We start from the raw sequence: 11,494 nt of genomic DNA, 5'->3' as shown, positions 1-11,494 counted from the left end.
TTGTCAGTATATAAATCGATACATTGGGACGTATATTGATACGATAGATAACGATAAGAGGAGGAAGTTCAATGTCTGATTTTGCAAATATTAAAGTTATCGGTGTTGGTGGCGGCGGTAATAACGCTGTTAATCGCATGGTAGATAGCGATCTTAAAGGTGTTCAATTTTTATCCGCTAATACTGAAAGCCAAGTGCTTGAATTATCTAAAGCGGATGTAACGATTCAAATTGGCGAGAAGGTTACAAAAGGTCTTGGTGCAGGCGCAAATCCACAAATCGGTGAAGAGGCTGCTCAAGAAAGTCGCGAAGAAATTATAAAAGCTCTTGAAGGTGCTGATATGGTATTCGTAACTGCTGGTATGGGTGGTGGTACTGGTACAGGTGCTGCTCCTATCGTTGCAGAATGTGCTAAAGAAATCGGTGCCTTGACAGTAGGCGTCGTTACTAAACCGTTCGCTTTTGAAGGTAAACGCCGTCGTGCACAAGCGGAAAAAGGCATTGAATTCTTGACTCAAAAAGTAGATACTATTATCGTTATTCCTAATGATAAATTGTTGCAAGTTGTAGATAAAAAATGTTCCTTAAGCGATGCATTCCGTACAGCTGATGATGTACTTCGCCAAGGTATCAAGGGCATTTCAGACTTGATTCAAGTTCCTGGCTTGATCAATCTTGACTTTGCAGATGTTAAAACTATCATGACTGAACAAGGCGAAGCATTGATGGGGATTGGCGTTGGCGAAGGTGAAAACCGCGCTGCTGACGCAGCTAAAATGGCTATTAATAGCCCATTGTTGGAAACATCTATCGATGGTGCAAAAGGCATCTTACTCAATATCTCCGGTAGTGCTAACTTAAGCTTGTTTGAAATTAATGAAGCTGCCGAAATTATTTCTGAAGCGGCGGATCCTGATGCAAATATTATTTTTGGTTCTGTTATCGATGAAAGCTTAGGCGATACAGTTCAAATTACTGTTGTGGCAACTGGTTTTAATTCAAATACTAAGAATGTACCTGAATTCGGTAAAACAACAACTACATCCCGTCCGGCATCCACTACAAATACTAACAGTGGTATCCCTGATATCCCTGTATTCATGAAACGCTAATTTATAGATTGTATAATTATTATACCTATCAATTAGTAACTTATTAAGACATACCATTGGTATGTGTATAGGAGGTAAAAATGAAGAAATTAGTATTATTAACTTTAGCAGCTACAGTTGTAGCCGGCAGTGCATTTGCTGCAGCTCCTGTAACAAAAATTAGTGATGGATCCACCAAGGTACAAGCTGATTATGCTTTTAAACAACACGTATCTAACGGTGGTGGCAATAGCAATGATGGTTTCGGTGTTTCTTTACAACACGACCTTTCCAATAAAGCTGCATTACAATACTCTTACGATAAATTAAATGCAAAAAATGGCGATATTAAAGATCATCAATTAGCATTGGTTTATAAGGTACATCCAAATGTAAATCTATATGGTGCAGGTACTGCGATTCGTACAAATGATACTGAACTTGGTTTCCAAGCTGGTGTTATCGGTCATGTACCTTTGACTAATAAAGTAAACGGCTTTGCTAAGGCTGGTTGGGGTAATGATATTAAGCAAACTTATCAAGTAGGTGCTCAATATGAAGTACGCCCTGATGTAGATTTGAATGTATACTATGGCTATGATAAATATAGCGTAGATAGCAATGATAAAACTGCAAAAGGTTTACACGCTGGTGTAGGCTACTCCTTCTAAGGATGATAAGGACCACTCTTTTGAGTGGTCTTTTTTTATATATTTACTGTTTTATTGTATATTTGTTAACTATTTTTCCTAAATAAGGTACTTAATTATTATATATATATTTAATAAGTGTTGAATTACTAATAGTTAGTTAAATCTTCTATGTATACAATATATTTACTGAATATACGTTGTATATTTAAATCAGTTTAGGTATGATAAATGTGTAATATTCATTTCAGATAGGATGGTGCAAGTTATGACAAGTGTTGCTGCAAAGCATGCAAAAGGAAAAAAATTAAAAGACGTAATCTTCGTAACTGCTGGTCAAGCTCAAGCTGATGCTAAAGAAAATGGCCGTGAGAATGTTGTGAATGGTACGTTGGGTGCTATTCATGATGAAGAGGGAAACTTAGTTTTTCTTAAGACCGTTAAAGAAGAATATTTGAGTCTTTCGGATTCTGAACATGTTGGTTATGCACCAATTGCGGGTATTCCAGATTTTTTGTGTGCTGCTGAAAAAGAATGTTTTGGTAATTTCCGTCCAGAAGGTCATATTCGTAGCATTGCTACCGCAGGTGGCACTGGTGGCATTCATCATTTGATTCATAACTATACAGAGCCTGGTGATGAAGTATTAACAGCGGATTGGTACTGGGGTGCATACCGTGTTATTTGTAGTGATACTGGACGTACACTAGTTACGTATTCCTTATTTGATGAACATAATAACTTTAATCATGAAGCATTCCAAAATCGTGTAAACGAATTGGCGGCTAAACAAACAAATGTGGTTGTTATCTTTAACACACCAGGTAATAACCCAACCGGCTACTCTATTGAGGATAAAGATTGGGATTCTATCCTTAATTTCTTGAAGGATTTAGTTGCTATTGGTCGAAATAATGTGATTATTGGTATTGATGTAGCATATCTTGATTACTCTGGTGAAAAAGATGAGGTACGTGCGTTCTTCAATAAATTTAGTCATTTACCAAAAGAAATTCTCACCTGTGTGTGTTATAGCTTATCTAAAGGATTTACTATGTATGGTCAGCGCGTTGGTGCGATGATTGGGATCTCTGATGATGAAGAAATAGCTGATGAGTTTTTCGAAGTTAACAAATCTACAAGTCGTGCCACATGGTCCAATATTTGTCGTCCCGCAATGCGTACAATGGCTAATATTGTGGCTGATCCAGCTAAGTTTAAGGAATATGAAGCTGAACGCAATTGCTATTATCAATTAATTCGCGATCGTGCTGATATCTTTAAACAAGAAGCAGCACAAGTAGGACTTCCTATGTTACCTTACCGCGGTGGCTTCTTTATTACAATTCCTACAGACTCTGCGAATGCTATCTGTGAAGAATTGAAAAAAGAGCACATCTATGTGATTGCATTAGCAAATGGTATTCGTATAGCAGCATGTGGTATTCCTAAATGTCAAATGACAGGTCTAGCTGAAAAAATTTATAATGCCATGAAACGTCTTGGTAAATTATAATACATAAGTAAATTATACTAAAAACCACTTGATACATGTATCAAGTGGTTTTTAGTATGTAGATATAAATTTGATTGAATAAATATAAAAGGATATTAGTAATGTAATCAATTTTGTTTATTTGTTACATTAGTGAATATCTTTATGCTCTTTAATGTCTTTAGCAGCTTCTTTTGCCAAGTTTTCAAGCGCTCGTTTAGGAGCGGTTCTTTCACCTGTTTCTGGGTCTATAAATTCAACGCGGTCCAAGGTGCTTGTAATTTGACCACGAATGAAGCTTAAGTAGATTTCGTATAGTTCTTTTTTTTCTGCTAACTCTTCTGGCGTTAATTCTTGACCAGATTTTTTCTTTGCAGCTAGTTCATTTATTCGTTTTAATGTATCGTTAATATTACTCATATGCGCCTCCTGTATTCTATATTAGAATAGTATGTTTTATTATAACATAGAACTTAATGAATACGTATGGTAAGATATAAGTTGTACGCGTCTGTACTTTCACAGGTGAGAAAGGAGAACTGTATGCGTGTAACAAAAGCGATAAAGGCAGAGCAGTTGAAATTGTTACAAGAGCATTATTTTGATGCAAAACCTGCCCTTGAGTATACAAATGAATTTGAATTATTAGTTGCTGTAGTTTTGTCAGCACAATGTACGGATGAACGGGTTAATATTGTTACTAAACGACTGTTCCCAGAACTTAATCATCCTGCAAAGATGCTTGAAATCGGAGTTGCTAAGTTAGAGACTCTCATTAAAGATTGCGGTCTTTATAAGTCCAAGGCAAAAAACTTAATTGCTACTTGTCAAATTTTAGTTGACCGATATCATGGAGAGGTGCCTCGTGAGTTTGATCAACTCGTTGAATTGCCTGGTGTGGGGCGTAAAACAGCAAATGTTGTGGTATCCGTTTTATTTGGTACACCAGCCATTGCGGTAGATACACATGTATTTCGCGTGTCTAACCGATTAAAATTAGGTATTGCTAAGACGCCAGAAGAGATGGAACAAAAGTTACAAAAGGCAATTCCAAAAAAGGACTGGGCTGCTGCACACCACTGGTTAATCTATCATGGCCGTAGAGTGTGTAAGGCTCGTAAGCCTTTGTGTAATGAATGTTTTTTAAATCATTTATGTCCTTCAGCCGGAAAGGTTTAATATGAAAGTAAATAACGAAGAATTTATTGCCCTTTGTGCTAATCATGGTATTGAGGGAATTGATATTGTAAATGAGTTAATGCGTTTTAAAGTGCTAGATCAATTGATTTCTAGTAATGCTAGCTCCCGTGAGTGGGGTGTAACGGCAGATGATTTATATGCGTTAGCAGAAAAATCCACAGTAGAATCCTTTGGTCCTGTACCATATGATTTGAATACATTCCAAGCTCTTTATGGACCATCCTTTAGAGTGGAATTGTTTGATTTTATTAGTGACACAGGCATTTTAGAAGGTCTAGATGTAGGCACTATTTGGGAAATTCCTGTTCGTGAAAGTATCGAAGCTCATAGTAAAACGGGAGAATTGGTTCTGTATGCTTATGTAGAAGAATATGCAGGCATGGTTGAAGAGATTCTTCAATCTTATGAAGATAAAAAAGTCGTTCTGTATACGGCATCTCCCGTGTGTTATAGCATTTTGACACGTTTATATCCGATGGCTCAAATCATTAATCAATGGCCTCATCGTAGCTATTTTGACCATATCTTTACAGGCACAGTTGGTATGTTCCAATCCTCTGAAGATATTGTAGAAGAGGTCGCTAACGGATTACATAACTTGGTTCCAGAAGGGACTGCTCAATTATTCTTACCTGCTACAATGGCACAAAATCAATTGGGCTTAAATAATATGGCGTTGCAATTTTTCTTGAACCAAAAACGAGTAGAAGCTATACGAGAATGGACTCCATTAGGGGCTTATGAAATCGTATATGGTAAATACGATGTAAAAAAAATGCGTGTTGGTCTTCGTGAACGTGTAGGGGATGAGTGGAAAACAATTAATTATATTCCATTACCTCATGGCGTATTTGCGCAATTGCCAGTATTTACGGTATTAAATTATGGCTTGTCCTTGCGTTCTATTTTGTTGCCCGGCGGTCAAACGGACGTAGCCTTAGGTCAAGATGGTATTTATTGCATTGATAGCCGTGTATCTGAATTAGGTCGCACTGCTCTTATTGAAAGTGGAGCTTATTTTCTTACTTTTAAACGTCATACTGATCATATTGATGTAGATATTACGACAAAAGCGCCTGTAGATGATATGTACTGGATGTTCCCAGATGCTGAATTAGTATATATGTGGTATGCCTATTTCTGCAGCACTACGGGTCAAACATTGATTCATGAAATTTCCATGCTCGTTCAAACAGATGAATCCTTTGGCTATATGCTTAGTAGCGTACGTCGTCGCGTATTAGATGTAAAGGATGAGACCCAACTAATTGAATCTGTACAGGCTGCTGACGAGGCATATATCAAGGCTGTTACGGAGGCTACAAGGAGTTGGAAAGAGACCGTAGATTCATTAGGTGCACAAGTTATGCCACCTACAGCTTCTATTGATATTGAAGATTATAGTGACTATAAAAAAGAATTGTAAATCATATAATTTTGGTTTAAAATATATCGTATCCTAAAAAATATAAACTACTAAATATAGTAGATACGAAACATAGCATATGAATATGTAAGAAAGGAGGACCTATGGCAGTTATTAATTTTGAAATCTTCAAGGTTATTGGTACTTTATCTGAAGATAAAGATGGTTGGAAAAAACAATTAACATGTACTAGTTGGGGAAAATACAATCCTAAGTTTGATCTTCGTGCTTGGGATAGTGAATATACAAGCATGAAAAAAGGTATTACCCTTTCTTTAGAGGAGCTTATTGCATTGCGTGACATCCTCAACGAAAGCGACTTGGAAGCTATTTTAGCTGAGGCTATTGAAGAAAAGCAAGCATCCAAGGAATAGTATTGGTTACTTGCATTTGTGCAGGTGTCATGCTATAATCTATAAGAATAATATTGATTGCTGGAAAGAGGTGTATAGAATGAAACAAGGTATTCATCCAGACTATAAAGAAGCTACAGTAACTTGCGGTTGTGGCAACACATTCAAAACTGGCTCTGTAAAAGAAGACCTTCGTGTAGACGTTTGCTCCAAATGCCATCCGTTCTTCACTGGTCAACAACGTGCGGCTCAAGCTCGTGGTCGTATTGAACAATTTAACAAACGTTACGGCAAATAATTTGTATTGTAATGTAACATGTATTGGCAGGGCTGTTGGCTCTGCCTATATTTGTTTATGAGAGGAGATCTTGTGAACAGAGAACGTATAAAAAAGTTTGTCGGAGGACAGGCTGTGATCGAAGGTGTCATGATGAGAGGCCCTGGCTATACGGCAACTGCCGTACGTGAGCCTGCAGGAACTATTGTAGTTCAAAAAGAGGCTACAAAGTCCATTGCTGACACATATCCAATATTGAAAAAACCATTTCTTCGTGGCTGTGTAGCTCTCTATGAATCTCTAGTGATAGGCATGAAGGCTTTATCCTTCTCCGCTAAGGCTGCTGGCGATGAAGAGGAAGAAATGTCTAATAGTGAAATCGCCATTACCATGGTCATTTCTACACTGTTTGCGATAGCTGTGTTTTTGGCATTGCCTACATTTATCGTAAAATTCATTCCTGGTGTACAGGATAATCATATAGTATTAAATCTCATTGAAGGTGTCATTCGTTTAGTACTTTTCTTACTTTATATTTGGGGGATTGGTCTTACGAAGGATATTCAACGAGTTTTCCAATATCATGGGGCAGAGCATAAAACGATTCATACTTATGAATTAGATTTGCCTTTAACTGTAGAAAACGTTCGCCAACAAAGTCGCTTGCATGCGCGATGTGGTACAAACTTCTTACTTATTGTTATGGTAGTTAGTATCTTTGTATTTGCTTTCTTGGGTTGGCCCAATTTGTTGGAACGTATCGTGAGCCGAGTACTCCTTATGCCTGTAGTAGCTGGTATTGCGTACGAGGTGATTCGTCTTGCTGGACGTAGCGATCATTCTTTTGTGAAAGCTCTTATTAAACCAGGTCTTGCGTTACAATATATGACAACGCGTGAACCAGAAGATGATCAAATAGAAGTTGCTATACGAGCTTTAGAAGAGGTCCGTCCGCCTGAGAGTGACGCATATGAAGAGGAATAAACATGTTAGTTGATAAATTACAAGTTATTGAAGATAAATTTATGGATCTTGAGCAGCGCATTAGTGACCCAGAGGTCATTGCTCGCCAAGATGAATGGCGTAAATTGACCCGTCAACATGCCCAATTATCTGAAACCGTTGAAACGTTCCGTACTTACAAAAAAGTTTTATCTGGTATTGATGAAGCTATGGAAGTTATTGAAGATAAATCCATGGACGAAGAATTCCGAGAAATGGCTCAAGAGGAATTGAAAGATTTAAAACCTCAAAAAGAGGAATTGGAAGAAAAGTTGCAAGTTCTATTATTGCCTAAGGATCCTAATGATGATAAAAATATTATCATTGAGATTCGCGGGGGCGCTGGCGGTGATGAAGCTGCATTATTTGCAGGCGACTTGTTCCGCATGTACACAAAATATGCAGAAAGCCAAGGCTGGCGTTGTGAGATTATCGATGCTAATGAACCAGAGCTTGGTGGATTTAAAGAGGTTATTTTCTCTGTGGATGGTGAAAATGTATACTCTAAGATGAAATTTGAATCGGGTGTACATCGTGTACAACGTGTACCGGCTACAGAAACACAAGGCCGTGTACATACATCTACAGTTACAGTAGCCGTATTGCCAGAGATGGAAGATGTTGATATTGAAGTTAATGAAAAAGATTTAAAAATTGATACATATCGTGCGAGTGGTGCCGGTGGTCAGCATATCAATAAAACTGAGTCTGCTGTTCGTATTACACACTTACCATCTGGTATCGTTGTAGCGTGTCAAGATCAACGATCTCAATTACAAAACCGTGAAAAAGCTATGCGTGTATTGCGTGCTAAGTTACAGGATCAAGCTGAACAAGAGGCCATTTCTAGTATGGCTGCAGATCGTAAGAGTCAAGTCGGCACAGGTGATCGTAGTGAACGTATTCGCACCTATAACTACCCACAAGGTCGCGTCACAGATCATCGTATTAATTTAACATTATATAAATTAGATGCTATTTTAAATGGCGATCTTGATGAAATTATTCAAGCCTTAAATGCTGCAGACCAAGCGGCAAAAATGCAGGAGGCTAATACAAATGCATAAGGAGATTTGGACAATCGGTCGTATTCTCCAGTGGACAGAGCAGTACTTTCAAAGCAAGGAGATGGATACACCTCGACTTGATGGGGAAGTACTGCTTTCTCACGTCTTAGGTAAAGATCGGATTTATCTATATACCCATTATGACCAACCGCTTATTCAAGACGAGCTCGATGCCTTTAGGCCTCTCGTTCAACAACGGGCTAAGGGGCATTGTGTAGCGGCTATCATTGGGGAAAAGGACTTTATGGGGTTGACCTTTAAGGTGAATGATAAGGTATTGATTCCACGACCTGATACGGAAACCTTGATTGAGCATGTACTAGGTACTTATCCAAAAGATAGTAATGTGCGTATTCTTGATGTATGCACAGGCCCTGGTACGATATTGTTAAGTTTACTACACTATTTGCCGAATGCGTGTGGTGTAGGTCTTGAAATATCTATCGATGCTTTGTTAGTGGCTGAGGAGAACGGTGAAAGATTCAACTTAAATGATCGTGTTCAATTTTTAGAGTCCGATATGTTTTCTGCCTTGGCTGGTAACGCTGAAAAGTTTGACCTCATCGTATCGAATCCACCATATATTCGTACGGGAGATGTTAAATTATTGTCTCAAGACGTGTTAAATGAGCCGCATATTGCCTTGTTTGGTGGTGAAGATGGTTTAGAATTCTATCGAATCTTAGCTAAAGAATGTAGAAATTATTTAAACGCTAATGGCCGTGTGGCGTTTGAAGTAGGCTTTGACCAAGCAAAAGAGGTAGGTGCTTTATTGCAAGAAACAGGTCAATATTCGAATATTCAATTTATAGCTGACCTCGGTGGTCATAACCGGGTAGTGACAGCTGTATATGAGGGCTAATATGGATACTAAAATCATTACAAATCCATCAGAACAAGATATAGATACTTTAGCCCGTGCTTTGCGCAATGGTGAATTGGTGTCTATTCCTACAGAAACTGTATATGGATTAGGTGCAAATGGTCTAGATCCAGAGGCGATGGATAAAATCTATGCTGCCAAAGGACGGCCTTCTGATAATCCACTCATTTTGCATGTTCCTAATAGTGAAAGCATAAAACCTTTGGTAACAGAAATTTCTGCTACGGCGCAAGCCTTAATGGATGCATTCTGGCCAGGGCCATTAACGATTACATTGCCTAAATCTGATTTAGTGCCAGATCGTGCAACAGGTGGGTTAACTCGTGTGGCGCTTCGGTGTCCTGATCATGAGGCATGTCGAGTATTATTAGAGCGTGCAGGCATACCTATAGCGGCACCTAGTGCCAATATTTCAGGGCGCCCAAGTCCAACTACTGCAGAAGATGTATATAATGATATGAATGGTCGCATTTCCTATATATTAGATGCTGGTCCATGTACGATTGGTGTAGAGTCTACTGTTGTAGAAGTCCATGATGATAAGGTCATTATATTAAGACCTGGTGGAATTACAAAAGCACAGCTTGAACGTGTGGTGTCTACTGTTGAGTATGATACTGCTTTAGTCAATGCAACCACTACACCAAAGGCTCCTGGCATGAAGTATACGCATTATGCGCCTGATGCACCTATGACGGTTGTTGTAGGTAATCCAGAGGACATAGCATCTATGTTTAAGGCGCTTTCAGAAGGCATAGAAGGTCCCATAGGGTGTTTGGTAAGTCATGAAACGTATAACTTGATTAAAGAGGATGGACGATTTATGTGCCATTGTTTTGGCCATCATAGAGATGCGTTAGCATTGGGGCACGACTTTTATAAAAGTCTATTACATTTTAATGAAAATCATGTTACGCTAATCCTAGCAGAAGGTGTTGATGATGATGGTTTCGGTGTTGCCATTATGAATCGAATGGAAAAAGCATCGAGTCATCATATCATTTATAAGTAAATTTACTAGCTTAAAGATGTCCACTGATAATAGAAAAATGTCTTTACATATTGGATAGATTTGCTATAATGTATAAAGTAATCACAAAATGTGATTGAGTAAGGATGTTATTATGAATATTTTATTTGTATGTACCGGTAACACTTGCCGCAGCCCTATGGCTGAAGGTATTACACGGGCCCTTGCAGCGGAGAAACATAAGGATGTTACAACTGTATCAGCTGGTTTATTTGCCGCTTATGGAGCAAAACCAACTGAACAAGCCGTAGTAGCTGTCCGTTCCATTGCAGATATTTCCAACCATGAATCGAGACCCTTAACGATGGAACTCGTAAATGCAGCAGATCTTATTCTTGGTATGACGAAAGATCACAAATCTGTACTACTTCGCCAATTCCCCTTTGAGGAAGGTAAAATTAAAACAATTTCCGAGTGGGGTGGTCTAGATGGTGATGTTACGGACCCATATGGATCTGACCAAACCGTATATAATCAATGTGCGGAACAAATTTATCACTTAGTAGAGGCCGGTCTTACATCAGTGCCTCAGAAGGCGTAGGAGATGAAATTATGAAAGTTGCAATCGGTTGTGATCATGGCGGATTAAATCTGAAGGAATCTGTTAAAGAAGTATTGAGTGCATTGGGACATGAAGTAGAGGATTTTGGTTGTTATTCAGCTGAGTCTTGTGACTATCCTGATATTGCAGTACCTGTAGCAAATGCAGTTGTATCTGGTCAAGCAGATCGCGGTATTTTGATTTGTGGTACTGGTATCGGTATCGGTATTGCAGCAAATAAGATAGCGGGCATTCGCGCTGCTCTTTGTCATGATACATTTTCTGCTCACGCATGTCGTGAACATAATGATGCGAACATCCTTACTATGGGTGAACGCGTTATTGGACCAGGCCTTGCTAACGATATTGTAACCATTTTTATGGAAACTGAGTTTGAAGGTGGACGTCATGCACGTCGTGTAGAGAAAATAAAAGCATTAGAGAAATAATACATCATTACTTTATAGATAGTTGTTCTA

The 11,494-nt window shown here is 38.5% G+C and carries 14 protein-coding genes; 13 read left to right on the top strand and 1 reads right to left on the bottom strand.

Translation table 11 applies throughout. From position 1 onward, the window contains the following. Positions 1-71: 71 nt before the first annotated feature. The 3 genes from ftsZ to HMPREF0874_RS02500 all read left to right on the top strand — a co-directional run bounded on the left by ftsZ (position 72) and on the right by HMPREF0874_RS02500 (position 3,257). Positions 72-1,112, top strand: coding sequence for a cell division protein FtsZ (gene ftsZ / locus HMPREF0874_RS02510; protein ID WP_004697140.1), 1,041 nt, complete (start codon positions 72-74; stop codon positions 1,110-1,112). Between the two features lie 80 nt (positions 1,113-1,192). After that, complete coding sequence (locus HMPREF0874_RS02505; protein ID WP_004696198.1) at positions 1,193-1,762, top strand: outer membrane beta-barrel protein; 570 nt, start codon at positions 1,193-1,195, stop codon at positions 1,760-1,762. A gap of 247 nt (positions 1,763-2,009) precedes the next feature. Beyond that, entirely contained in the window at positions 2,010-3,257 is a 1,248-nt protein-coding gene (locus HMPREF0874_RS02500; protein ID WP_004696196.1) for an aminotransferase class I/II-fold pyridoxal phosphate-dependent enzyme, read from the top strand. A 129-nt stretch (positions 3,258-3,386) separates the two neighbouring features. On the opposite strand, the gene HMPREF0874_RS02495 is transcribed toward HMPREF0874_RS02500, so the two are convergent. Beyond that, the gene (locus HMPREF0874_RS02495; RefSeq protein WP_008601219.1) at positions 3,387-3,656 is read right to left on the bottom strand and encodes a DUF896 domain-containing protein; all 270 of its coding nucleotides are present in this window, start codon (positions 3,654-3,656) and stop codon (positions 3,387-3,389) included. A 123-nt stretch (positions 3,657-3,779) separates the two neighbouring features. Here HMPREF0874_RS02495 and nth point away from each other — a divergent pair, with 123 nt between their 5' ends. From nth to rpiB, 10 genes are all read left to right on the top strand, one after another. After that, a complete protein-coding gene (nth, locus tag HMPREF0874_RS02490) occupies positions 3,780-4,415 on the top strand; it encodes an endonuclease III (protein ID WP_008601217.1) in 636 nt (211 codons plus the stop codon). 1 nt (position 4,416) lies between these two features. Next, positions 4,417-5,862, top strand: a complete 1,446-nt coding sequence (locus HMPREF0874_RS02485; RefSeq protein ID WP_008601215.1) for a hypothetical protein — start codon at positions 4,417-4,419, stop codon at positions 5,860-5,862. A gap of 104 nt (positions 5,863-5,966) precedes the next feature. Then, the gene (locus HMPREF0874_RS02480; protein WP_004696187.1) at positions 5,967-6,236 is read left to right on the top strand and encodes a YdbC family protein; all 270 of its coding nucleotides are present in this window, start codon (positions 5,967-5,969) and stop codon (positions 6,234-6,236) included. A 79-nt stretch (positions 6,237-6,315) separates the two neighbouring features. After that, on the top strand, positions 6,316-6,513 hold the full coding sequence (rpmE, locus tag HMPREF0874_RS02475) for a 50S ribosomal protein L31 (protein WP_004696185.1): 198 nt from the start codon (positions 6,316-6,318) through the stop codon (positions 6,511-6,513). Between the two features lie 57 nt (positions 6,514-6,570). Next, positions 6,571-7,476 (top strand): DUF1385 domain-containing protein, encoded by a 906-nt coding sequence (locus tag HMPREF0874_RS02470; RefSeq protein ID WP_008601206.1) that lies wholly within the window; start codon positions 6,571-6,573, stop codon positions 7,474-7,476. Between the two features lie 2 nt (positions 7,477-7,478). After that, positions 7,479-8,561, top strand: coding sequence for a peptide chain release factor 1 (gene prfA / locus HMPREF0874_RS02465; protein ID WP_004696177.1), 1,083 nt, complete (start codon positions 7,479-7,481; stop codon positions 8,559-8,561). Next, positions 8,554-9,423 (top strand): peptide chain release factor N(5)-glutamine methyltransferase, encoded by an 870-nt coding sequence (gene prmC, locus HMPREF0874_RS02460; protein WP_008601202.1) that lies wholly within the window; start codon positions 8,554-8,556, stop codon positions 9,421-9,423. Before prfA ends, prmC begins: the two co-directional genes overlap by 8 nt. A gap of 1 nt (position 9,424) precedes the next feature. Continuing rightward, the gene (locus HMPREF0874_RS02455; protein WP_039965001.1) at positions 9,425-10,456 is read left to right on the top strand and encodes an L-threonylcarbamoyladenylate synthase; all 1,032 of its coding nucleotides are present in this window, start codon (positions 9,425-9,427) and stop codon (positions 10,454-10,456) included. Positions 10,457-10,568: 112 nt separating this feature from the next. After that, a complete protein-coding gene (locus HMPREF0874_RS02450) occupies positions 10,569-11,015 on the top strand; it encodes a low molecular weight protein arginine phosphatase (protein ID WP_004697098.1) in 447 nt (148 codons plus the stop codon). 11 nt (positions 11,016-11,026) lie between these two features. Next, positions 11,027-11,464, top strand: coding sequence for a ribose 5-phosphate isomerase B (gene rpiB / locus HMPREF0874_RS02445; RefSeq protein WP_004696955.1), 438 nt, complete (start codon positions 11,027-11,029; stop codon positions 11,462-11,464). Positions 11,465-11,494: the final 30 nt, after the last annotated feature.

Origin of the sequence: Veillonella sp. 6_1_27, assembly GCF_000163735.1 — a bacterium.
In the GTDB taxonomy this organism is placed as follows: domain Bacteria; phylum Bacillota; class Negativicutes; order Veillonellales; family Veillonellaceae; genus Veillonella; species Veillonella parvula_A.
Note: the sequence above shows the minus strand (reverse complement) of the source record. Positions and strands in the feature narration are given on the sequence as shown.